This window comes from Streptomyces sp. NBC_00704 (assembly GCF_036226605.1).
In the GTDB taxonomy this organism is placed as follows: Bacteria; Actinomycetota; Actinomycetes; order Streptomycetales; family Streptomycetaceae; genus Streptomyces.
The window spans coordinates 3,196,126-3,218,911 of record NZ_CP109000.1 but is presented as its reverse complement, the minus strand read 5'-3'; the positions used below and the strand labels follow the sequence as shown (position 1 = coordinate 3,218,911).

General features: G+C 68.8%; 13 protein-coding genes and 3 rRNA genes. 8 read left to right on the top strand and 8 right to left on the bottom strand.

Going from position 1 to position 22,786, the window contains the following annotated elements; genetic code table 11:
* Nucleotides 1-84: 84 nt before the first annotated feature.
* The 3 genes from OG802_RS14020 (at nucleotide 85) to OG802_RS14010 (ending at nucleotide 3,690) form a co-directional block, all read left to right on the top strand.
* Complete coding sequence (locus tag OG802_RS14020; protein WP_329410572.1) at nucleotides 85-1,065, top strand: cation diffusion facilitator family transporter; 981 nt, start codon at nucleotides 85-87, stop codon at nucleotides 1,063-1,065.
* Between the two features lie 325 nt (nucleotides 1,066-1,390).
* Nucleotides 1,391-2,848 (top strand): adenosylhomocysteinase, encoded by a 1,458-nt coding sequence (ahcY, locus tag OG802_RS14015; protein ID WP_329410570.1) that lies wholly within the window; start codon nucleotides 1,391-1,393, stop codon nucleotides 2,846-2,848.
* A gap of 227 nt (nucleotides 2,849-3,075) precedes the next feature.
* Complete coding sequence (locus OG802_RS14010) at nucleotides 3,076-3,690, top strand: hypothetical protein (protein ID WP_329410567.1); 615 nt, start codon at nucleotides 3,076-3,078, stop codon at nucleotides 3,688-3,690.
* 112 nt (nucleotides 3,691-3,802) lie between these two features.
* On the opposite strand, the gene OG802_RS14005 is transcribed toward OG802_RS14010, so the two are convergent.
* Entirely contained in the window at nucleotides 3,803-4,759 is a 957-nt protein-coding gene (locus tag OG802_RS14005) for an RDD family protein (RefSeq protein ID WP_329410565.1), read from the bottom strand.
* A gap of 133 nt (nucleotides 4,760-4,892) precedes the next feature.
* On the opposite strand from OG802_RS14005, the gene OG802_RS14000 reads away from it, so the two are divergent.
* From OG802_RS14000 to rrf, 4 genes are all read left to right on the top strand, one after another.
* The gene (locus tag OG802_RS14000) at nucleotides 4,893-5,900 is read left to right on the top strand and encodes a stage II sporulation protein M (protein WP_329410563.1); all 1,008 of its coding nucleotides are present in this window, start codon (nucleotides 4,893-4,895) and stop codon (nucleotides 5,898-5,900) included.
* A 574-nt stretch (nucleotides 5,901-6,474) separates the two neighbouring features.
* Nucleotides 6,475-8,000, top strand: a 16S ribosomal RNA gene (locus tag OG802_RS13995).
* Nucleotides 8,001-8,311: 311 nt separating this feature from the next.
* Nucleotides 8,312-11,435 (top strand): 23S ribosomal RNA (locus OG802_RS13990).
* A gap of 91 nt (nucleotides 11,436-11,526) precedes the next feature.
* Nucleotides 11,527-11,643, top strand: a 5S ribosomal RNA gene (gene rrf, locus OG802_RS13985).
* The 16S, 23S and 5S rRNA genes sit together here, the layout of an rRNA operon.
* Nucleotides 11,644-11,751: 108 nt before the next feature.
* Here the strand turns inward: rrf and OG802_RS13980 are convergent.
* The 5 genes from OG802_RS13980 to OG802_RS13960 are packed head-to-tail and all read right to left on the bottom strand — an operon-like array spanning nucleotide 11,752 to nucleotide 17,509.
* Nucleotides 11,752-13,062: a DUF58 domain-containing protein gene (locus OG802_RS13980; protein WP_329410561.1), complete on the bottom strand. Its 1,311-nt coding sequence runs from the start codon at nucleotides 13,060-13,062 to the stop codon at nucleotides 11,752-11,754.
* Nucleotides 13,062-14,051 (bottom strand): AAA family ATPase, encoded by a 990-nt coding sequence (locus tag OG802_RS13975; protein WP_329410559.1) that lies wholly within the window; start codon nucleotides 14,049-14,051, stop codon nucleotides 13,062-13,064. The genes OG802_RS13980 and OG802_RS13975 overlap by 1 nt, the downstream gene beginning before the upstream one ends.
* On the bottom strand, nucleotides 14,051-15,247 hold the full coding sequence (locus OG802_RS13970; RefSeq protein ID WP_329410557.1) for a DUF4350 domain-containing protein: 1,197 nt from the start codon (nucleotides 15,245-15,247) through the stop codon (nucleotides 14,051-14,053). The genes OG802_RS13975 and OG802_RS13970 overlap by 1 nt, the downstream gene beginning before the upstream one ends.
* Nucleotides 15,244-16,083 (bottom strand): DUF4129 domain-containing protein, encoded by an 840-nt coding sequence (locus OG802_RS13965; protein WP_443055243.1) that lies wholly within the window; start codon nucleotides 16,081-16,083, stop codon nucleotides 15,244-15,246. Before OG802_RS13965 ends, OG802_RS13970 begins: the two co-directional genes overlap by 4 nt.
* Before the next feature lie 4 nt (nucleotides 16,084-16,087).
* Nucleotides 16,088-17,509, bottom strand: coding sequence for a glycerophosphoryl diester phosphodiesterase membrane domain-containing protein (locus OG802_RS13960; RefSeq protein WP_329410555.1), 1,422 nt, complete (start codon nucleotides 17,507-17,509; stop codon nucleotides 16,088-16,090).
* Between the two features lie 140 nt (nucleotides 17,510-17,649).
* Here OG802_RS13960 and mtnA point away from each other — a divergent pair, with 140 nt between their 5' ends.
* On the top strand, nucleotides 17,650-18,783 hold the full coding sequence (gene mtnA / locus OG802_RS13955) for an S-methyl-5-thioribose-1-phosphate isomerase (RefSeq protein WP_329410553.1): 1,134 nt from the start codon (nucleotides 17,650-17,652) through the stop codon (nucleotides 18,781-18,783).
* Between the two features lie 423 nt (nucleotides 18,784-19,206).
* On the opposite strand, the gene OG802_RS13950 is transcribed toward mtnA, so the two are convergent.
* Nucleotides 19,207-20,580 (bottom strand): MFS transporter, encoded by a 1,374-nt coding sequence (locus OG802_RS13950; RefSeq protein WP_329410551.1) that lies wholly within the window; start codon nucleotides 20,578-20,580, stop codon nucleotides 19,207-19,209.
* The gene (locus tag OG802_RS13945; RefSeq protein ID WP_329410549.1) at nucleotides 20,573-22,486 is read right to left on the bottom strand and encodes a glycoside hydrolase family 15 protein; all 1,914 of its coding nucleotides are present in this window, start codon (nucleotides 22,484-22,486) and stop codon (nucleotides 20,573-20,575) included. Before OG802_RS13945 ends, OG802_RS13950 begins: the two co-directional genes overlap by 8 nt.
* Between the last annotated feature and the right edge of the window lie 300 nt (nucleotides 22,487-22,786).

Genomic DNA, 22,786 nt, shown 5'->3' with positions numbered 1-22,786 from the left:
TGCAAGAATGACCCACCGGCAAAGGACGGGCAAAGGCCTGAACGGCGAACCGCATGCACCAAGGCGAAGGGACAACGCGAAAACATGAGCGCGTCAGGCGGCAGTAGGGCGATCGTGGCGGCACTCGGCGCCAACCTCGCGATCGCGGCATCGAAGTTCGTGGCGTTCGCGTTCAGCGGCTCGTCCTCCATGCTCGCCGAAGGCGTGCACTCCCTCGCCGACTCCGGCAACCAGGCCCTCCTCCTCGTCGGCGGCAAGAAGGCCCAGCGCGAGGCGACCCCCCAGCACCCCTTCGGCTACGGCCGCGAGCGCTACATCTACGCCTTCCTCGTCTCCATCGTCCTCTTCTCCGTCGGCGGCATGTTCGCCATCTACGAGGGCTACGAGAAGATCAAGCACCCGCACGCGATCGAGCACTGGTACTGGCCGGTCGGCGTGCTCGTCTTCGCGATCATCGCCGAGGGCTTCTCCTTCCGCACGGCGATCAAGGAATCCAACGAACTGCGCGGCACGCTCTCCTGGTCGCAGTTCATCCGCCGCGCCAAGGCCCCCGAACTGCCCGTCGTCCTCCTGGAGGACTTCGGCGCGCTGATCGGCCTCGTCCTCGCCCTCGGCGGAGTCGGCCTCGCCCTCCTCACCGGCGACGGCGTCTGGGACGGCGTCGGCACCGTCTGCATCGGCGTCCTCCTCGTCCTGATCGCCCTCGTCCTCGCCGGCGAGACCAAGTCCCTGCTCCTCGGCGAGTCCGCCGGCCTGGACGACGTCAGGAAGATCGAGGCCGCCGTCGTCGACGGACACACCGTCACCGGCCTCATCCACATGCGCACCCTCCACCTCGGCCCCGAGGAACTCCTGGTCGCCGCCAAGATCGCCGTCCAGCACGACGACAGCGCGGCCCAGGTCGCCACCGCCATCAACGCCGCCGAGGCCCGCATCCGCGAAGCCGTCCCCATCGCCCGGGTGATCTACCTCGAACCGGACATCTACAGCGCGGCCGAAGCCGCCAAGGGCCCCGACCGCGAGGCCACCCCCGGCGGCCCCGCCCAGCCCCCGGCCGACCACTGAGCCCGGCCTTCTCCCCCCACCCGACAGGGCCCGCCGCACACCACCGGCCGGCCCTGTCGCCGTTCCCGACCGCCCGGGAACGGCTCGATCCGACCGACGCGGACTGGGGCGCCCCGTGCGGGCGGTGTAGCTTGGAACGGAGTCAGACGTCGCTGCTGATGGCGGTCGGGCGGTCCGAGCGGACCGGCCGAGGGAGAGAGGGCCTCCGACGGACTGCGCCGCGCGCACGCGGGCATGCCCGCGTGCCTCTCGGGCACCCCTGTGTCCGCCGGCGCGCAGACCAGCCGTACCCACCCTCTCCACCGACCCGTAGGAGCAGCTCACCATGACGACTGTCGACAACCGACAGGACTTCAAGGTCGCCGATCTCTCCCTGGCCGCCTTCGGCCGCAAGGAGATCACCCTCGCCGAGCACGAGATGCCGGGCCTCATGGCGATCCGCCGCGAGTACGCCGAGGCGCAGCCCCTGGCCGGCGCCCGCGTCACCGGCTCCCTGCACATGACCGTGCAGACCGCCGTCCTCATCGAGACGCTGGTCGCCCTCGGCGCCCGCGTCCGCTGGGCGTCCTGCAACATCTTCTCCACCCAGGACCACGCCGCGGCCGCGATCGCCGTGGGCCCCGACGGCACGGTGGACAACCCGCAGGGCGTCCCCGTCTTCGCCTGGAAGGGCGAGACGCTGGAGGAGTACTGGTGGTGCACCGAGCAGGCGCTGACCTGGCCGGACAGCCCCACCGGCGGCCCCAACATGATCCTCGACGACGGCGGTGACGCCACCCTGCTCGTCCACAAGGGCGTGGAGTACGAGAAGGACGGCAAGGTCCCCTCCGTCGACACCGCCGAGAACGACGAGCACCGCGTCGTCCTCGAACTCCTCAACCGCACCATCACCGACGGCTCCCAGAAGTGGACCCAGCTCGCCTCGGAGATCCGCGGCGTGACCGAGGAGACCACCACGGGCGTCCACCGCCTGTACGAGATGCAGCGCGACGGCGTCCTCCTCTTCCCCGCGATCAACGTCAACGACGCCGTGACCAAGTCGAAGTTCGACAACAAGTACGGCTGCCGCCACTCCCTGATCGACGGCATCAACCGCGCCACCGACGTCCTCATCGGCGGCAAGACCGCCGTCGTCTGCGGCTACGGCGACGTCGGCAAGGGCTGCGCCGAGTCGCTGCGCGGCCAGGGCGCCCGCGTCATCATCACCGAGATCGACCCCATCTGCGCGCTGCAGGCGGCGATGGACGGCTACCAGGTCACCACGCTGGACGAGGTCGTCGACCAGGCCGACATCTTCATCACCACCACCGGCAACAAGGACATCATCATGGCCTCCGACATGGCCAGGATGAAGCACCAGGCCATCGTCGGGAACATCGGCCACTTCGACAACGAGATCGACATGGCCGGCCTCGCGAAGATCCCCGGCATCGTCAAGGACGAGGTCAAGCCGCAGGTCCACACGTGGACGTTCCCCGACGGCAAGGTCATCATCGTGCTGTCGGAGGGCCGCCTGCTGAACCTGGGCAACGCCACCGGCCACCCCTCGTTCGTGATGTCCAACTCCTTCGCGGACCAGACCCTGGCCCAGATCGAGCTGTTCACCAAGCCCGACGAGTACCCGACCGGCGTCTACACGCTGCCCAAGCACCTCGACGAGAAGGTCGCCCGCCTCCACCTCGACGCCCTCGGCGTCAAGCTGACCACCCTGCGACCGGAGCAGGCCTCCTACATCGGCGTCGACGTCGACGGCCCCTACAAGTCGGACCAGTACCGCTACTGAGTCCCGCCCCCGGCTGACGGGCGCGTCCACACACCGACGCGCCCCTCAGCACCGGACCTCAAGGGACCCCCACCGGTCCGCACAGGTCCTCCGAGACAGGCCCCCGCACCCCCGTGACGGGGGCCTGCCTCTTCGGCCCGGCCCGAACCGGCCGTCAGCCCACCCGACCCGCCCGCCGAGACGACGGCACGCCCCGCACCAGCCGGCCCGTCACACCCAGGACCCCGATGCCCCGCGGCCGCTATTCGCTCCACGATCCACACGATCACACCCCCTTCGCCCACGAGCACTTCCACTGCGCCCCCGGCCCCTCCGGCTGGCGCTACGTCTCCCAGCTCACCACCCCCACCGGCGAGCACACCGGCTCCGTCGACCTCACCCTCGACGACCTCGGCCGCCCCCTGCGCCTCGAACTCCACGCGAGCAGCTGGCAGGTCCGCGGCGCAGCCCTGGAAGGCGTCACCTGGGTGCGCACCGACCCCACCGGCGCCGACGCCACGGAAGGCAACGTCCCCGCCCACGCCTTCACCGGCACATCCCCCGCCTTCCTCGTCGCGACCACCCGTCTCCTGCGCCTCACCCCCTCCTCCCCGGCAACCCACGTACGCCTCGTCGCCTTCACGGATCCGGTCCTCGCCCCACGCACCGTGGACCAGTCCTGGGCCTTGCTGAGAAGCGAAGCACACGCCACTGACAACGGCCCCCTCACCGTGGACGAATACCAGGTCACAGCCCTGGACACCGGTGAACAGCACACCGTGCACATCGCCGGGGACGTTGTCCTCGCGGCCCCCGGAATCGAGCTGGAGGACCTGGAGGCACCCCCCTCCACGTTCACCTGACCCGGCCTCCGGACAGAAGACCCCCCGGACAGCCGGCGGCCCCGACACGGGCACCCGCCCTTCGCCCCACACGGCCCACTGACGGACACCTCTCCCGACAGGCCGGGCAGACCTAAGCGGGCGGCACGAACCCGCTCCCGGGCCCCTCCGGCCGATCACCGTCCGCCCGCGCCGGAGCGGCCTCGGACGGCACCGGCGGACCCGAGAGCGACGGCGGACCGTAGGACACCGACGTCCCGTAGGACACCGGGGGGCCAAAGACCGCGGGCGGCCCATACGCCGAGGGCTCCGCAGGAGCAGGAGCCGGCGGCCCGTAGGAACCTCCCGCGAACGCCCGCCGCGCCTCCCTGACCTGCCGTTCCTGCACCACCGCGGCCAGAAAAGCGGCCGGCGGCACCCCCTGCGGCACCGGCGCCCCCGTACGCGCCGCGAGATCACCCGCCAGCCGCTGCGCCATCGCCAGGCCGACCTGCGGATCCAGCTGGTTCATCCGCCCCAGGTACTGGCGCACCGCCAGCCACAGCCCGTCCGGCACCGCGGACAGGTCGAGCCCCTGGAAACGCCCCGCCAGCCAGGGCGGAGGCGGCGGCAGGAAACCGGACCGCGCCACCGGAATCCGCTCACGCACCACCAAAGTCCCGGCGAACACATCGCCGAGCCGGCGCCCCCTCGCCGACACGAGGGACGCGATACAGGCCACCACCCCGAACGTCAGCAGAATTTCCACGACACCGATCGCACCCCGCACCAGCGCGTGCCGGAACCGGATCGGCCCGCCGTCGTCCCGCACCACCCGCAGCCCGCACGCCATCTTGCCGAGCGAACGGCCATGGCTGAGCGTCTCCACCGCGATCGGCCCGCCCACCAGCACCAGCAGGAACGCGGCGATCGACAGCGCGATCTGCGCCGCCTCGTCCAGAGAAGCCGTCGCGGCCAACACCGCGACGCTCACGACGAGGAAGACCACCAGAACCACGGCCAGGTCCAGCAGCGTCGACAACGCCCGGCTGGGCAGCCTGGCGGGCCGAAATTCCAGCGCCACCGCCTCACCCGTCACCAGCTCACTCACGCCCGCCGTCCCTTCCCCGTACCGCCCGCCCCGTGAACGGCCAGTCTGCCAAGCTGAAGGCACATCGCGCCGCAGTAGGACAAGCTGACATCACTACCGGCCGCTGACGAACAGCCGAGGAGAAGGCACACCGATGGACCTCGACGTCTTCGTCTCCGCCCACCGAGCGGAGTGGGAGCGCCTGGACGTACTCCTGCGCCGCCGACGCCGTCTCACCGGCGCGGAGACCGACGAACTCGTCACCCTGTACCAGCGCGCCGCCACCCACCTCTCCCTCATCCAGTCCAGCGCCCCCGACCCCCAGCTCACCGGCCGGCTCACCCAGCTCGTGGCCCGCGCGCGGAGCGCGGTGACGGGAACCCGCCGCGCTTCCTGGCGCGATGTGACGCGCTTCCTCACGCGGAGCTTCCCGGCCGCGGTCTACCGCTCACGCCACTGGTGGGTGCCGACCGCGCTGCTCTCCACCGCCGTCGCCTTCCTCCTCGGGTGGTGGATCGGAACCCATCCCGACGTCCAGTCCTCCATCGCGGCCCCCGACGAACTGCGGCAGCTCACCCGCCCCGGCGGTCTCTACGAGACGTACTACTCGAGCCACCAGGCAGCGGCGTTCGCCGCCCAGGTCTGGACGAACAACGCCCAGGCCGCCGCGATGTGCCTCGTCCTGGGCGTCTTCCTGGGCCTGCCGGTCTTCTGGATCCTCTTCCAGAACATGCTGAACCTCGGCATCGGAGCCGGCCTCATGTCCTCCGCAGGCCGGCTGGACACTTTCCTCGGCCTCGTCCTGCCCCACGGCCTGCTGGAGCTGACCGCGGTGTTCGTCGCGGCCGGCACCGGGCTCCGCCTGGGCTGGACGGTGATCGACCCCGGACCCCGCACCCGCCGGGACGCCCTCGCGGAAGAGGGCCGCGCCGCAGTGGGCATGGCGATCGGACTCGCGCTGGTCCTCTTCGTCTCCGGGGCCATCGAAGGGTTCGTCACCCCGTCCGGCCTGCCCACCTGGGCCCGCATCACCATCGGCGTCATAGCCGAACTGGCCTTCCTCGGCTACGTCTACGTCCTCGGCGGCAGGGCCGCACGCGCCGGCGACACGGGCGACGTCGAGGAGGCCGAACGCAGCGCCACGGTGCCCACGGCCGCCTGATGTGCGACCGGCCCCGATGAACTGCTAGTCTCCTCTTCGCCCCACAAAAGCCGTTGACACGGAGCGCGTGGGGAGGTAGATTCGAACAGTTGCCTGGGACTGGACAGAGTCCGGTCGGCAGCGGTTAGTATCTAGATCGGCCTCTCGAATCGCAGATTCCATCGAGGCCCTCCCGACAAGTCGGAAAACGAATGGCCGGTCAAAACGGCCTGAGACTTCTGATAAAGTCGGAACCGCCGGAAAGGAAACCGCGAAACAAAAGCGGGAACCTGGAAAGCACCGAGGAAATCGGATCGGAAAACGGTCTGATAGAGTCGGAAACGCAAGACCGAAGGGAAGCGCCCGGAGGAAAGCCCGAGAAGTTCGGGTGAGTACAAAGGAAGCGTCCGTTCCTTGAGAACTCAACAGCGTGCCAAAAATCAACGCCAGATATGTTGATACCCCGTCCCCGGCCGTGAAAGCCGAGGATGAGGTTCCTTTGAAAAAAAACACAGCGAGGACGCTGTGAACGGTCGGGCTTATTCCGCCTGACCGTTCCGCTCTCGTGATGTGTGGTCCCGATTACGGGAAAACATTCACGGAGAGTTTGATCCTGGCTCAGGACGAACGCTGGCGGCGTGCTTAACACATGCAAGTCGAACGATGAACCACTTCGGTGGGGATTAGTGGCGAACGGGTGAGTAACACGTGGGCAATCTGCCCTTCACTCTGGGACAAGCCCTGGAAACGGGGTCTAATACCGGATACCACTTCCACTCGCATGGGTGGGGGTTGAAAGCTCCGGCGGTGAAGGATGAGCCCGCGGCCTATCAGCTTGTTGGTGAGGTAATGGCTCACCAAGGCGACGACGGGTAGCCGGCCTGAGAGGGCGACCGGCCACACTGGGACTGAGACACGGCCCAGACTCCTACGGGAGGCAGCAGTGGGGAATATTGCACAATGGGCGAAAGCCTGATGCAGCGACGCCGCGTGAGGGATGACGGCCTTCGGGTTGTAAACCTCTTTCAGCAGGGAAGAAGCGAAAGTGACGGTACCTGCAGAAGAAGCGCCGGCTAACTACGTGCCAGCAGCCGCGGTAATACGTAGGGCGCAAGCGTTGTCCGGAATTATTGGGCGTAAAGAGCTCGTAGGCGGTCTGTCGCGTCGGATGTGAAAGCCCGGGGCTTAACCCCGGGTCTGCATTCGATACGGGCAGACTAGAGTGTGGTAGGGGAGATCGGAATTCCTGGTGTAGCGGTGAAATGCGCAGATATCAGGAGGAACACCGGTGGCGAAGGCGGATCTCTGGGCCATTACTGACGCTGAGGAGCGAAAGCGTGGGGAGCGAACAGGATTAGATACCCTGGTAGTCCACGCCGTAAACGGTGGGAACTAGGTGTTGGCGACATTCCACGTCGTCGGTGCCGCAGCTAACGCATTAAGTTCCCCGCCTGGGGAGTACGGCCGCAAGGCTAAAACTCAAAGGAATTGACGGGGGCCCGCACAAGCAGCGGAGCATGTGGCTTAATTCGACGCAACGCGAAGAACCTTACCAAGGCTTGACATACACCGGAAACGGCCAGAGATGGTCGCCCCCTTGTGGTCGGTGTACAGGTGGTGCATGGCTGTCGTCAGCTCGTGTCGTGAGATGTTGGGTTAAGTCCCGCAACGAGCGCAACCCTTGTTCTGTGTTGCCAGCATGCCCTTCGGGGTGATGGGGACTCACAGGAGACTGCCGGGGTCAACTCGGAGGAAGGTGGGGACGACGTCAAGTCATCATGCCCCTTATGTCTTGGGCTGCACACGTGCTACAATGGCCGGTACAAAGAGCTGCGAAACCGTGAGGTGGAGCGAATCTCAAAAAGCCGGTCTCAGTTCGGATTGGGGTCTGCAACTCGACCCCATGAAGTCGGAGTTGCTAGTAATCGCAGATCAGCATTGCTGCGGTGAATACGTTCCCGGGCCTTGTACACACCGCCCGTCACGTCACGAAAGTCGGTAACACCCGAAGCCGGTGGCCCAACCCCTTGTGGGAGGGAGCTGTCGAAGGTGGGACTGGCGATTGGGACGAAGTCGTAACAAGGTAGCCGTACCGGAAGGTGCGGCTGGATCACCTCCTTTCTAAGGAGCACTTCTAGGCAGCCGCAAGGCTGTCCAGGGGCCAGTTCATCGGCGAACGTCCGATGCTGGTTGCTCAAGGGTGGAACGTTGATTATTCGGCACTCTTGACTGTCTTCTCCTTCCAGTACTGTCCTTCGGGGCGTGGAACGAATGAGGGAAGCGGCGGGAGGGCCGGGCACGCTGTTGGGTGTCTGAGGGCACGGCCGCAAGGTCGTCCTTCTGATGCCGGCCCCAGTGAACTCCAGCTCAGGTTGGGGGTGATGGGTGGCTGGTCGTTGTTTGAGAACTGCACAGTGGACGCGAGCATCTGTGGCCAAGTTTTTAAGGGCGCACGGTGGATGCCTTGGCACCAGGAACCGATGAAGGACGTGGGAGGCCACGATAGTCCCCGGGGAGTCGTCAACCAGGCTTTGATCCGGGGGTTTCCGAATGGGGAAACCCGGCAGTCGTCATGGGCTGTCACCCGCTGCTGAACACATAGGCAGTGTGGAGGGAACGCGGGGAAGTGAAACATCTCAGTACCCGCAGGAAGAGAAAACAACCGTGATTCCGGGAGTAGTGGCGAGCGAAACCGGATGAGGCCAAACCGTATGCGTGTGAGACCCGGCAGGGGTTGCGCATACGGGGTTGTGGGATCTCTCTTTTACGGTCTGCCGGCCGTGAGACGAGTCAGAAACCGTTGATGTAGGCGAAGGACATGCGAAAGGTCCGGCGTAGAGGGTAAGACCCCCGTAGTCGAAACATCAGCGGCTCGTTTGAGAGACACCCAAGTAGCACGGGGCCCGAGAAATCCCGTGTGAATCTGGCGGGACCACCCGCTAAGCCTAAATATTCCCTGGTGACCGATAGCGGATAGTACCGTGAGGGAATGGTGAAAAGTACCGCGGGAGCGGAGTGAAATAGTACCTGAAACCGTGTGCCTACAAGCCGTGGGAGCGTCGGACGGAGAGCTTGCTCTTCGTCTCGTGACTGCGTGCCTTTTGAAGAATGAGCCTGCGAGTTTGCGGTGTGTTGCGAGGTTAACCCGAGTGGGGAAGCCGTAGCGAAAGCGAGTCCGAACAGGGCGATTTTAGTAGCACGCTCAAGACCCGAAGCGGAGTGATCTAGCCATGGGCAGGTTGAAGCGGAGGTAAGACTTCGTGGAGGACCGAACCCACCAGGGTTGAAAACCTGGGGGATGACCTGTGGTTAGGGGTGAAAGGCCAATCAAACTCCGTGATAGCTGGTTCTCCCCGAAATGCATTTAGGTGCAGCGTCGTGTGTTTCTTGCCGGAGGTAGAGCACTGGATAGGCGATGGGCCCTACCGGGTTACTGACCTTAGCCAAACTCCGAATGCCGGTAAGTGAGAGCGCGGCAGTGAGACTGTGGGGGATAAGCTCCATGGTCGAGAGGGAAACAGCCCAGAGCATCGACTAAGGCCCCTAAGCGTACGCTAAGTGGGAAAGGATGTGGAGTCGCACAGACAACCAGGAGGTTGGCTTAGAAGCAGCCACCCTTGAAAGAGTGCGTAATAGCTCACTGGTCTAGTGATTCCGCGCCGACAATGTAGCGGGGCTCAAGCGTACCGCCGAAGTCGTGTCATTCACATAATAGGGCCAACGCCTGTGTGGATGGGTAGGGGAGCGTCGTGTGCCGGGTGAAGCAGCACCGGAAGGTAGTTGTGGACGGTTCACGAGTGAGAATGCAGGCATGAGTAGCGATTCACACGTGAGAAACGTGTGCGCCGATTGACTAAGGGTTCCTGGGTCAAGCTGATCTGCCCAGGGTAAGTCGGGACCTAAGGCGAGGCCGACAGGCGTAGTCGATGGATAACCGGTTGATATTCCGGTACCCGCTGTGAAGCGTCAAACATCGAACCAGGCGATGCTAAGTCCGTGAAGCCGTTCCGGACCCTTCGGGGAATGGAAAGTGGTGGAGCCGGCGAACCAGACTTGTAGTAGGTGAGTGATGGGGTGACGCAGGAAGGTAGTCCATCCCGGGCGGTGGTTGTCCCGGGGTAAGGGTGTAGGACGGTGTGTAGGCAAATCCGCACACCATATAGTCTGAGACCTGATGCCGAGCCGATTGTGGCGAAGTGGATGATCCTATGCTGTCGAGAAAAGCCTCTAGCGAGTTTCATGGCGGCCCGTACCCTAAACCGACTCAGGTGGTCAGGTAGAGAATACCGAGGCGTTCGGGTGAACTATGGTTAAGGAACTCGGCAAAATGCCCCCGTAACTTCGGGAGAAGGGGGGCCACGTTTGGTGAGAGGACTTGCTCCTCGAGCTGGGTGTGGCCGCAGAGACCAGCGAGAAGCGACTGTTTACTAAAAACACAGGTCCGTGCGAAGCCGTAAGGCGATGTATACGGACTGACGCCTGCCCGGTGCTGGAACGTTAAGGGGACCGGTTAGTCACATTTCGGTGTGGCGAAGCTGAGAACTTAAGCGCCAGTAAACGGCGGTGGTAACTATAACCATCCTAAGGTAGCGAAATTCCTTGTCGGGTAAGTTCCGACCTGCACGAATGGCGTAACGACTTCTCGACTGTCTCAACCATAGGCCCGGTGAAATTGCACTACGAGTAAAGATGCTCGTTTCGCGCAGCAGGACGGAAAGACCCCGGGACCTTTACTACAGTTTGATATTGGTGTTCGGTTCGGCTTGTGTAGGATAGGTGGGAGACTTTGAAGCGGCCACGCCAGTGGTTGTGGAGTCGTCGTTGAAATACCACTCTGGTCGTGCTGGATGTCTAACCTGGGTCCGTGATCCGGATCAGGGACAGTGTCTGATGGGTAGTTTAACTGGGGCGGTTGCCTCCTAAAGAGTAACGGAGGCGCCCAAAGGTTCCCTCAGCCTGGTTGGCAATCAGGTGTTGAGTGTAAGTGCACAAGGGAGCTTGACTGTGAGACCGACGGGTCGAGCAGGGACGAAAGTCGGGACTAGTGATCCGGCGGTGGCTTGTGGAAGCGCCGTCGCTCAACGGATAAAAGGTACCCCGGGGATAACAGGCTGATCTTCCCCAAGAGTCCATATCGACGGGATGGTTTGGCACCTCGATGTCGGCTCGTCGCATCCTGGGGCTGGAGTCGGTCCCAAGGGTTGGGCTGTTCGCCCATTAAAGCGGTACGCGAGCTGGGTTTAGAACGTCGTGAGACAGTTCGGTCCCTATCCGCTGCGCGCGCAGGAATATTGAGAAGGGCTGTCCCTAGTACGAGAGGACCGGGACGGACGAACCTCTGGTGTGCCAGTTGTTCTGCCAAGGGCATGGCTGGTTGGCTACGTTCGGGAGGGATAACCGCTGAAAGCATCTAAGCGGGAAGCCTGCTTCGAGATGAGTATTCCCACCCACTTGATGGGGTAAGGCTCCCAGTAGACGACTGGGTTGATAGGCCGGATGTGGAAGCCCAGTAATGGGTGAAGCTGACTGGTACTAATAGGCCGAGGGCTTGTCCTCAGTTGCTCGCGTCCACTGTGTTGGTTCTGAAACCACGAACAGCCCCATGCCCATGGTCACGGGTGTGGTGCGGCTGACAGTTTCATAGTGTTTCGGTGGTCATAGCGTGAGGGAAACGCCCGGTTACATTCCGAACCCGGAAGCTAAGCCTTACAGCGCCGATGGTACTGCAGGGGGGACCCTGTGGGAGAGTAGGACACCGCCGAACAAATTGTATGGGAAACCCCCGCACCGTTGGTGCGGGGGTTTTCTGCGTTTCCGGACGTTATTGTTTGCCGGCTTTAGAGGCTCTCCTGTCGGAGAGCCTCTTTTCGCTTTACAGGCGTCCTGCTGCCTTCAGCGCGAGGTAGGCGTCTGCCAGGGAGGGGGCGAGGTCGTCCGGTGTCGCGTCGACGACGGTGACGCCGTGCCGGCGGAGTTGTTCGGCGGTGCGGTGGCGTTCTGTCTGGGCCTGGGCTGCGGCCGCGGCCTCGTAGACCGCGTCGACGTCGCCGCGGGAGTCGGCCATGCGGGCGACGCGGGGATCGGCGACCGAGGCGACCAGAACGGTATGGCGTCGGGTCAGTTGAGGGAGGACGGGAAGAAGGCCTTCCTCGACCGGGGCGGCGTCGAGTGTCGTCAGCAGGACGATGAGGGAGCGACGGGGGGCCGTGCGCAGGGCTGCGGCGGTGAGTCCGCGGGCGTCGGTTTCGACCAGTTCGGGTTCGAGGGTCGCCATGGCGTTGACCAGGGACGGAAGGACGTCGCGTGCCGTGCGGCCCTGGACGAGGGCGCGTACCCGGCGGTCGTAGGCGAGGAGGTCGACGCGGTCGCCGGCTCGGGAGGCCAGGGCGGCGAGAAGGAGAGCGGCGTCCATGGAGGCGTCGAGACGGGGGGCGTCGTCGACACGGCCGGCGGAGGTGCGGCCGGTGTCGAGGACCAGCAGGATGTGCCGGTCCCGTTCGGGGCGCCAGGTGCGGACGGCGACTGTGGAATGGCGCGCTGTGGCCCGCCAGTCGATGGAGCGGGTGTCGTCGCCGGGAACGTACTCGCGCAGGCTGTCGAATTCCGTGCCCTCGCCGCGGGTCAGGACGCTGGTGCGGCCGTCGAGTTCGCGCAGGCGGGACAGTTTCGACGGGAGGTGTTTGCGGCTGGTGAACGGCGGCAGGACGCGCACGGTCCAGGGGACGTGGTGGGCGCCTTGGCGGGAGAAGAGGCCGAGGGGGCCGTAGGAGCGGATGGTGATGCGGTCGGACCGGTGGTCGCCTCGGCGAATGGGGCGCAGCCGGGTGGTGACACGGCGGCGTTCGCCGGGCGGGATGTTCAGGCGGTGGCGGGAGGCGGCGGTTTCCGTGCCCGGTTGCCAGCTGCTGGGTGGCCAGGCGTCGCGGAGCTGGGCGCGGAGGGGGCGGCGGGAGGGGTTGGTGAGGGTGAGGGTGATGTCCGCCGGCTCGCCGAGACGGGCGGTGGTGTCGCCCGAGCGGGTCAGGCTCAGGCGTCGGACGGGGGCCGCCAGGGCGACGTCGCAGGCGCAGGCCAGGGCCAGGGGGGCGTTGACGGCGAGGATGCCGGTCCAGTCCGGGCCCCAGATGCCGACGGGGATCGAGCCCAGGGCCGCGAGGAGCGCGGTGCGTCCGGTGAGTGCCATCAGCGGGGGACGGGGACGTGGGCGAGGACGGCGTTGATGACGGAGTCCGCGGTGACCCCTTCCATCTCCGCCTCGGGGCGGAGCTGGACGCGGTGGCGGAGGGTGGGGAGAGCGAGGGCTTTGACGTCGTCGGGGATCACGTAGTCGCGGCCGGTGAGCCATGCCCAGGCGCGGGCCGTGGCCAGGAGGGCGGTCGCGCCGCGAGGGGACACGCCCAGGGTGAGTGACGGCGATTCGCGTGTGGCACGGACGATGTCGACGACGTAGGCCGTGATCTCGGGGGAGATCGTGGTCTTGGCGACGGCCGCGCGGGCCGCTTCGAGGTCCGCGGGGCCTGCTACGGGGCGTACGCCGGCGGCGTGCAGGTCGCGGGGGTCGAAGCCCTCGGCGTGGCGGGTGAGGACGTCGATCTCCTCCTGGCGGGAGGGGAGCGGGATGGTGAGTTTGAGGAGGAAGCGGTCCAGCTGGGCTTCGGGGAGGGGGTAGGTGCCCTCGTACTCGACGGGGTTCTGGGTCGCGGCGACGAGGAACGGGTCGGGGAGGGGGCGCGGGGTGCCGTCCACGGTGACCTGGCGTTCCTCCATGGCTTCGAGGAGGGACGACTGGGTTTTGGGCGGGGTGCGGTTGATTTCGTCGGCGAGCAGGAGGTTGGTGAAGACCGGGCCGGGCTGGAAGGAGAACTCGGCGGTGCGGGCGTCGTAGACGAGGGAGCCGGTGATGTCGCCCGGCATGAGGTCGGGGGTGAACTGGACGCGCTTGGTGTCGAGTCCCAGTGCCGAGGCGAGGGCGCGGACGAGCAACGTCTTGGCCACTCCGGGGACTCCTTCGAGGAGCACGTGTCCGCGGCAGAGGAGTGCGACGACGAGTCCTGTCACGGCGGGGTCCTGGCCGACCACGGCCTTGGAGATCTCGGCGCGCAGGGCCTCCAGGGAGGCGCGGGCGCGGCCCGGGTCCCCGGTGTTCCCGGCGTTGTCAGTGGTCGGGTCCATCATGGACGGCGTACCTCTCTTTCGAGGGCGTCGAGTTGGTCGGCGAGTGCGGTCAGTGCCGCGTCGTCGCCGGGTGGCGGGCCGAAGAGGAGGGAGTGCAGGGTGTGTCCGTCGCCGTGGAGGTGGGCGGACAGGGCGGACAGCAGCGCCTCGGGCGTGTGCGCGTGGGTGACGGGGACGCCCAGGAGAGGGGCGAGGCGGATGCGGGTGGTGGAGCGAAGAGCGGCGGCCGCGCGGTCACGGGCGGCAGCCTTGCGGTAGAGGCGGGCGCGGCCTTCGACGGTTTCGGAGGCGCGGATCGCCACGGGGAGACGTTCGGGCACGAGTGGGCCGAGCCGGCGTGCCCGCCAGAGGGCCGCGAGGGCTGCCGCGACGAAGAGCTGAAGTGTGCCCCAGAGCCAGCCGGACGGCAGCAGGTCGAGGAAGTCTTTTTCGTCGTCCGGGGTGGTGGCGGAGGCGTCGGAGAGTGAGGGGAGGTACCAGACCACATGGGTGCGGGAGCCGAGGAGTTGGAGGGCGAGCGAGGCGTTGCCCTGCTTGTCGAGGCGTTCGTTGGAGAGGATGTCGGGCGCGCCGAGGACGACGGTGTCGCCGTCGCCGGAGGTGTCGGGGATGCGGAGCAGGGTGGCGAGGCGTTCGCTGGGGTAGCACCCGTCGACGCCGGGGCGGTGGGTGCTGTAGCGGATGCCGCCGGTTTCCGCGGTGCCGGCGCGGCGGGCGGCGGGCAGGGCGCAGTCGGGGGAGAGCAGGGAGTCGCGGCTGTGGACCGGGTCGGCGCTCACGCCGGGGGCGAGAGTGGTCACGGAGGCGCTGCTCGGGGCGACGAGGAGGGTGCGGCCTCCGGAGGCGGCGGTCGACGCGTGCAGGTCCCGTTGTTGAGGTGGTGTCAGGAGGTCGGGGGCGGCGACCAGGAGGGTGGTGTCGGGGCGCGCCGCGGTGCGGGCTTCGGCGAGGGAGGTGACCAGGCGGGTGGACACCCCGTGGTCGGCGAGGAGTTCGGCGAGGGCGCGGCTGCCGGAGGGGTCGGCGGAGCGGGGGTCGAGGGCGCCGTGTCGGGCCTCGGAGTGGAGCACGGCGAGCGTGACGGCCCCCGCGAGGAGGAGGGCGAAGGCGAGGGCCAGCCCCCGCGCGCGGGTCCACAGTTGGCGCGCGGTGGGGGACGCGGAGGTGGTGGCGGGCGCGGCCTCGGTCGTCATCCGGCGGTTCCCTGGCGGGCCGGCCGCGCGGCGGTGTGGGGGCTGCCCGGTGCGGCGTGGGGAGTGGCGCGTTCGATGGCGAGGTCGAGTTCGGCCGTGCGCCGGTACGTCTGCTCGGTCGCCCGGCGGCCGCCGTATGTGACGTCGTCGAAGTCGCGGGCGGCGGTGCGCAGCCGGTCGGCGTGGGCGGGCAGGGAGCGGCCGGCTTCGTCCGCGGCCTCGTCGGCCGTGCGGCCGGGGCGGGTGTCGAGCAGGGCGCGTTCCTCCAGGGCGCGGACGACGGCGCGCATGCGTTCCTGCAGGGCCTGGTTCCAGTGGCCCTGGGCGGCGTGCGCCTCGGCGGCGGCGCGGTGCTGGGCGGCGCTGCGGGGCCGGTCGTCGAACAGGGCGACCGCGGATGCCGGCCTGCGGCCGGGTGTGCCGAGGCGCCACCACAGGGCGGCCACGACGGCGCCGACGGCGAGGACGACGACCAGGAGGCCGAGCGCGCCGCCGGGGGTCGCGGACGAGGCGCTGTCGAACAGGTCGCCGATCCAGTTCCAGAAGGAGTCCAGCGCCCGTTGGAGGAGGCCGGGGTCGTTCTGGTGGTACAGGTCCCCGGACAGTTCGCGGTGGGCTGCTTCCCGGGCGGGGTCGCGGGGGACGGTGACCGGAGGCTGGTCTCCCGACCGGGCCGTCGCCGGCGCCGCGCCGCCGCCCGCCCGCACCAGGGCGGCCAGTGCCCGGCCGGTGGCGCGGGACAGGGCCGCCGTGGCGCCGTCGGCGATGCCGGGCAGTGCCCGCGGGGGCAAACTGCCCGGGTGCGGCGCGGTGAGTGCTCCCCCCGTCAGGCTCACCGCATCAGCTCCCCGTGGTCGCGCCGGGGGCGGGGGAGCCGTAGCCCTGGAGGCCGGCGGCGCGGGCCAGGTCGAGGTCGAGGGCCTCGCGGCGGATGCGCTGGTCGATGTAGAGGAGCACGATGACGCCGGCCGCGATCGGGAAGGTGACCATGGAGCCGAGGACCGAGCCGATGCCGCTGACGATCAGGTAGGTCCAGCCGTACTCGGCGCCTGCCTGGACCATGCCGCTGATGCCTCCGTCGCTCAGGGCCGCGCCGAGGAGGGCGAACGGCACGACGACGATCATCGACACGATGTTGGCGATGAGCAGGGCGAGCAGCTGGATGCCGAACACACGCCACCAGGAGCCGCGGGTGAGCTTCGCGGAACGGCCGAGCGCCTTCCTGATGCCCTGCTTCTCCAGCATCAGCGCGGGCGAGGCGAGCGAGAAGCGGACCAGCAGCCACAGCACGAGGACGAAGGAGGCGAGGATGCCGAGAGCCAGCAGCGGGACTCCCGCGTCACCGTCGGCGGCGGCGCTCACCAGGATGCCCGGCAGCAGGCACACGGCGCCGGCCGCGGCGGCGATGAGCACCAGCAGGAAGATCAGCCCGAACAGTCTGGGCACCTGGGGGCGGGCGTCGCGCCAGGCCTCCTTGAGGGTGACCGGCTTGCCGAGCACCGCCCGGCTGGTGACGGCCGTCAGCAGAGCGGTCGCGGTGATGGTGCCCAGGAGGGTGATCAGGAGGATGGGCCCGGAGGCGCGCATGGCGTCGCCCATGGCGTTGAGCTGTTCGTCGGCGGTGGCGCTGGGGTCGCCGAGAGCGGTGGTGTCGGTGGAGCCGTTCAGGATCAGGCCCTGGAGCAGGACGACGACGACCTCGGTGACGACCGCGACGGTCAGCGAGATGCCCAGGACGGTGCGCCAGTAGGTGCGCATGGTGGCGACGGCGCCGTCGAGGATCTCACCCACGCCGAGCGGGCGCAGCGGGATCACACCGGGCTTGGCGGCAGGCGGGGGACCGCCCCAGCCTCCTCCCCAACCCACGGGAGGGCCGTAACCGTGGGGTCCGCCGTAGCCGTAGCCGTAGCCGTCGTGGCCGCCCTGCGGGCCCGGGCCGGTGGGGCCGCCGGGATGACCGGCGCCCGGGCCGGCGGGCGGAGGGCCGCCCCAGCCCGCGCCGGGAGGCGGCGGCGGTGGGGGCGGCGGAGCCTGGCCTGGACTGCCGGGGCCCGCGGGCGCGGACCACTGGCCGGGGGGCGGCTGCTCCTTGGACCACTTCGGGCCGGGGTTCTGCGCGTCGGCGTCCGGCTGGTCCGCGGGCTGGGCGCCGTCCGGGCTGTCGGCAGGGCGGTCGGCGGGCTCGGCAGGGCGGGACGCGCCGGGCTCCTGTCCGTCGGAGGGGGCGGATCCGGGCGAGGCCCAGCCCGGAGTGTCTTTCATCGTCGCTCCTTCACGGTGCCCGTCCGCGGTCGCGGCGGCAGGTTGGGAGCCATCGTGCCATGGTGGGCCGATCGGTGGACCGGCCGCGGTATGGGCTGCGCACCTTCAATTGTCCGCCGGATCGGGGGCAGACTGATCGCATGGCTGATCAGTACGCGCAATCCGGCGAGGACAAGCGGCCGAGCGAGATTCCCGCGATCCGATGGGAGGAGCCGCCCGAGGGTCCCGTGGTGGTTCTTCTCGACCAGACGAGACTGCCGGCCGAGGAAGTCGAGCTGGTGTGCACCGACGCGTCCGCGCTGGTGGAGGCGATCAGGTCGTTGGCGGTGCGCGGTGCGCCGCTGCTCGGCATCGCGGGGGCGTACGGCGTCGCGCTCGCCGCCGTGCGCGGCTTCGACGTGGACGACGCCGCCGACGCGCTGACCGGCGCCCGGCCGACCGCGGTGAACCTGTCCGTGGGCGTGCGGCGGGCCCGGGCCGCCTACCAGGCGGAGGTCGCCGGGGGCGGTGACCCCGCGCAGGGCGCGCGGGCGGCGCTGGCCGCCGCGCGGCAGCTGCACCGCGAGGACGCCGAGGCGAGCGCCCGGATGGCCGAGCACGGGCTGGCCCTCCTCGACGAGCTGCTGCCGGGCGGCGGGCACCGGGTCCTCACCCACTGCAACACCGGCGCGCTGGTGTCGGGCGGGGAGGGCACCGCGTTCGCCGTCGCGCTCGCGGCGCACCGGGTCGGGCGGCTGCGCCGGCTGTGGGTGGACGAGACCCGTCCGCTGCTCCAGGGAGCGCGTCTGACGGCGTACGAGGCGGCGCGCAACGGCATGGGGTACACGCTGCTGACGGACAACGCGGCGGGGTCGCTGTTCGCGGCGGGCGAGGTGGACGCCGTCCTGGTGGGCGCGGACCGCATCGCGGCCGACGGGTCGGTGGCGAACAAGGTGGGCACCTACCCGCTCGCGGTGCTGGCGCGCTACCACCATGTGCCGTTCATCGTGGTCGCGCCCGTGACGACGGTGGATCCGCAGACGCCGGACGGGGCGTCGATCGAGGTCGAGCAGCGGCCCGGCTACGAGGTGACGGAGGTCAGCGCACCCCAGGCGCCGGTGACGGGAGCCGGCGGGGGCGTCCCGGTGGCGCCCCTGGGGACCCAGGCGTACAACCCGGCGTTCGACGTGACGCCGCCCGAGCTGGTGACGGCGATCGTCACCGAGGAAGGAGCGATCTCGCCCGTCACGGCGGAAGCGCTCGCCGAGATGTGCGCCAGGGCGGGCCGGGACTGACGGCGGCCCGCCCCGGCGGTCGTCGGCCTGCCGTGACGGATGCAGGCGAGCAGGGGGCGGGCGTGGAGGGAGCGGGCTGGGAAACAGCGGGCCGTCGTCGGGCTCGTCGGGCTGGGAGTGGGTGGGCCGGGAGGTGGTCGCCCTCGCCGGGATGGGAGCGGGCGGGGCGGTGGCGGGTGGCGGGCGGTGGCGCGTTCTCAGGCGCCGGAGAAACGGCCGGAGGAACGCAGGAGGGACTCGGGCTGGTCCGCCCCTGGTTGCTGGGGATCGTCTCCAGGGGTCGATGCCCCTGCGTGCGCGGACGCTTGTGAGCGTCCTGCCGTCCTGCCGTCCTGCCGTCCTGCCGTCGGCCCCGCCGTCTCGCCATCGGTCCCGCCGTCCCGCCGTAGGTCCCGTCAGGGCATCCGGTGGGCGGTGGGGCGGTCAGGTGGATTTGGGGAGGCGGGTCGCGGCGGCCAGGCCGGCGAGGCCGATGACGGCCAGAGTGATCATGGCCGCGGCGTAGGCGCCCTTGGTGAGGCCGGAGACCAGGATGGTGCCGGCTATGGCGGTGCCGAAGGACGAGCCGAGGTTGGAGACGCTGCGGGAGAGACCGGAGATCTCGCCCTGCCGTTCCTCGGGGAAGCTGGACTGGACGACGTTCACCGACGGGGTCAGCATCAGGCCGAGGCCCAGGCCGATGAGGAGCAGTCCGGGAACGTAGCACCAGGCGGTCGTGTAGGCGGCGGCCAGGGCGATCAGGGCGGCCACGCCGATGACGGTGACGAGGAAGCCGGTCGTGATGAGCGTGCGCTGCGGGCGGCGCTTGGCGAGGCGTTCGGCCGACAGGGACGTGAGCAGCAGTCCGAGGGTGGCGGCGGTGAAGATGACGCCGGTCCGGACGGCGTTGTAGTCGCGCACGACCTGGAGGTAGGCCGCCACCGTGAACGAGGTGCCCATCAGCAGGAGCCACTGCACGTTCTGGGTGATCAGGCCGAGGTTGGAGGTGCGGTTGCGGAACAGGGTGAGGGACAGGAGCGGTTCCCTGCCGGAGCGTTCCCTCGCGCCCACCCAGCGGAAGAAGCAGAGCAGGACCAGTACGCCCACGACGATCAGGGCGATCATGAGCCAGACGTTGTCGTCGGCGGCCAGGATGCCCATGACGACCAGGACGAGGCCGACGGCCGACAGGACGGCCCCGCCGGTGTCGAACGAGCGGGTCGGGTCGGGCGGCAGCGGGTCGTCCAGGTTCCGGGCGAGCAGGACGATCACCGCGATGACGAGGGCCTGGAAGACGAACGCGGCGCGCCAGCTGATCGCCTCCGTGATCAGGCCGCCGATCAGCGGGCCGGCGGCGGCGCCGACGCCGCCCAGCGCCATGATGACGCCGAAGGCCCGCGCCCGGGACGTCACGTCCGGGTAGAGGAGCGTGGTGAGGATGTACACGGGCGGGATGAGCAGGGCCGTGCCGATGCCTTCGAGGAAGGAGTTCCCCACGATCAGCACACCGAGACCGGGAGCCACCGCACTGATGAGCGCGCCGACGGCGTACACGACCAGGCCGGCCAGGAAGCAGCGCTTGCGGCCGTAGCGGTCGGTCAGCTTGCCGCCGGGGATCATGAGCGCCGCCATCACCAGCAGGAAGACGGTGATGGCGACCTGGACGCCCTGCACCGTGGTGTCCAGGTCCTCGCTGATGTCGTTGATCATCACGTTCATGTTGGAGCCGGCGAAGCTGCAGATGAACTGGGCGAGGGCGAGGGCGGCGAGCACCCGGCGCTGAGCCTGCGCGCGCGTGGGCGCGGCCGTGTCAGCCACCGGTGCCGCCCCCGGCCGGGCCGCCCGTCGGCGGCGTGAGGCCGTGGGTCGCGGGGTGCCGGTGATCGCCGGACCCCGGCCGGGACTGCTCCTTGTCCAGTTCCTCGTCGAGTGCCATGGCGGCGGTGACCAGCGCGAGGTGGGTGAACGCCTGGGGGAAGTTGCCGAGTTGCTCGCCCGACGGGCCGATCTCCTCGGCGAACAGGCCGACGTGGTTGGCGTAGGTGAGCATCTTGTCGAAGGCGTGGCGGGCCTGGTTGAGCCGGCCGCTGCGGGCGAGCGCCTCGACGTGGAAGAAGCTGCACAGGTTGAACGTGCCCTCCGAACCGCGCAGTCCGTCGGGGGACGCCGTGGGGTCGTACCGGTAGACGAGGCTGTCGCTGACCAGTTCCTCGCCCATGGCGTCCAGGGTGCTCAGCCAGTCGGGGTCGTGGGGCGAGAGGAAGCCGACCTTCGGCATCAGCAGCAGCGAGGCGTCCAGGACGTCGGTGTCGTAGTGCTGCACGAACGCCCGCCGCTTCTCGTGCCAGCCGCGTCCGACGATCTCGCGGAAGACGGCGTCCCGCGCGGCGGTCCAGCGCACGGTGTCGGCGGGGCGGGAGAACGCCGTGGCCGCGCGGACGCCCCGGTCGAACGCCACCCACGTCATCAGCCGGCTGTAGGTGAAGTTCTGCCGCCCGCCGCGGGTCTCCCAGATCCCCTCGTCCGGCTGGTCCCAGTGGTCGGCGAGCCAGTCCAGCACGTCGGTCAGGGCCCGCCAGCCGCGGATCGCGCCGATGTCCCCGCCCACCATGAGGGCGTCGGACGCCTCGCCGTAGATGTCGAGCTGGAGCTGGTCGGCGGCCGCGTTGCCCGCGCGCACCGGACGGGACCCGAGGTACCCCTCCAGGTGGTCGAGGCTCTCTTCGCTCAGAATGGGATCGCCGTCCACCCGGTACATGATCTGGAGCGGATCCGCCGAGGGCGTGGTCCTGGCCTCGATGCGGTCGCGCAGCCAGCGGCGGAAGGCGTGCGCCTCCTTCTGGAAGCCCAGGTCGATCAGGGCCCTGACCGACAGCGACGCGTCACGGATCCACGTGTAGCGGTAGTCCCAGTTGCGCTCGCCGCCGATCTGCTCGGGCAGCCCCATCGTCGCGGCGGCGATCGGCGCCCCGGTGGGCGCGTACGTGAGCAGCTTGAGGGTGATCGCCGACCGGTTCACGATGTCCTGCCAGCGGCCCCGGTACGTGCACGAGCGCAGCCACGACAGCCAGAACGCGCGGCACCTCTCCAGGGCGTCGGCCGCGTCGTCCAGGGTCGGGGTCGGCGGGGCGGGTTCGCCGCCGGGCGTGCTCGTCAGGACGATCGCGACGGCCTCGCCCGTGGACAGGGTGAAACGGGCACTGACGTCGTCACCGTCCGGATGCAGGTCGACGCCGGGGCTGCTTTGCAGGTGCAGGTCCGTTCCCGGCCCCCGGAAGATCACCGAGCGCTCGTCGGTCCGCGCCAGCGTGTGCGGGGCACGCCCGTAGTCGAAGCGCGGCCGGCAGCTCAGAACGAAGGGCATCCTTCCCCGCACGACCCGTACGACGCGCACCAGCCGGTGCACACCCGACGCCGTCGGGGAGTCGTCGGGGACCATGAAGTCGGCCACCTCGCCCACCCCGCCCGGCGCCATGAACCGGGTCACCAGGACAGCCGTGTCGGACAGGTACAGCTGGCGGACGCTCATGCCGTTCCCGTCCGGGAGCTCCGCCGCCAGCCGGCAGTACCCGCCGCGCTCGCTGTCCAGGAGCGACGCGAAGAGGCTGGGCGAGTCGAAGCGCGGCGTGCACCACCAGTCGACGGTTCCGTCGGACGCCACCAGGGCCGCGGTCTGAAGATCGCCGACCATGCCGTGTTCCGCGATGGGCGGGTACCGGTTCACGCGGTCACCTCGCTTGCTCCGGGACGCCATGACGACGCGAACCGCACCGTCATGACCTGCACAGCCAAAGTCTTCGTCCGCGCCGCGCCCGGCGCCTCACCCCCAGCGGGTGAGAGCCGGGAAGACGCCCGCCGGCGACGTGCACGAGAACCCGCCCGCGCCGCGCACCGGGAGCCCGCATGCTCACCCGAACGCCACATGTGCTGTCCTTGAACCGTGGCCGCGCGCGCCGATCCGGCCGCACAGCCCGACACCCGGGCCCGCACCGGCGACGGCGGACAGGGGCAGACAGTGACCGCC

What these genes read in the sequence shown, in the direction of transcription:
- OG802_RS14020 (WP_329410572.1), top strand. Translation starts at nt 85, where the DNA reads ATGAGCGCGTCAGGCGGCAGTAGGGCGATCGTGGCGGCACTCGGCGCC.
- ahcY (WP_329410570.1), top strand. Translation starts at nt 1,391, where the DNA reads ATGACGACTGTCGACAACCGACAGGACTTCAAGGTCGCCGATCTCTCC.
- OG802_RS14010 (WP_329410567.1), top strand. Translation starts at nt 3,076, where the DNA reads ATGCCCCGCGGCCGCTATTCGCTCCACGATCCACACGATCACACCCCC.
- OG802_RS14000 (WP_329410563.1), top strand. Translation starts at nt 4,893, where the DNA reads ATGGACCTCGACGTCTTCGTCTCCGCCCACCGAGCGGAGTGGGAGCGC.
- OG802_RS13980 (WP_329410561.1), bottom strand. Translation starts at nt 13,062, where the DNA reads ATGGCACTCACCGGACGCACCGCGCTCCTCGCGGCCCTGGGCTCGATC.
- OG802_RS13975 (WP_329410559.1), bottom strand. Translation starts at nt 14,051, where the DNA reads ATGGACCCGACCACTGACAACGCCGGGAACACCGGGGACCCGGGCCGC.
- OG802_RS13970 (WP_329410557.1), bottom strand. Translation starts at nt 15,247, where the DNA reads ATGACGACCGAGGCCGCGCCCGCCACCACCTCCGCGTCCCCCACCGCG.
- OG802_RS13960 (WP_329410555.1), bottom strand. Translation starts at nt 17,509, where the DNA reads ATGAAAGACACTCCGGGCTGGGCCTCGCCCGGATCCGCCCCCTCCGAC.
- mtnA (WP_329410553.1), top strand. Translation starts at nt 17,650, where the DNA reads ATGGCTGATCAGTACGCGCAATCCGGCGAGGACAAGCGGCCGAGCGAG.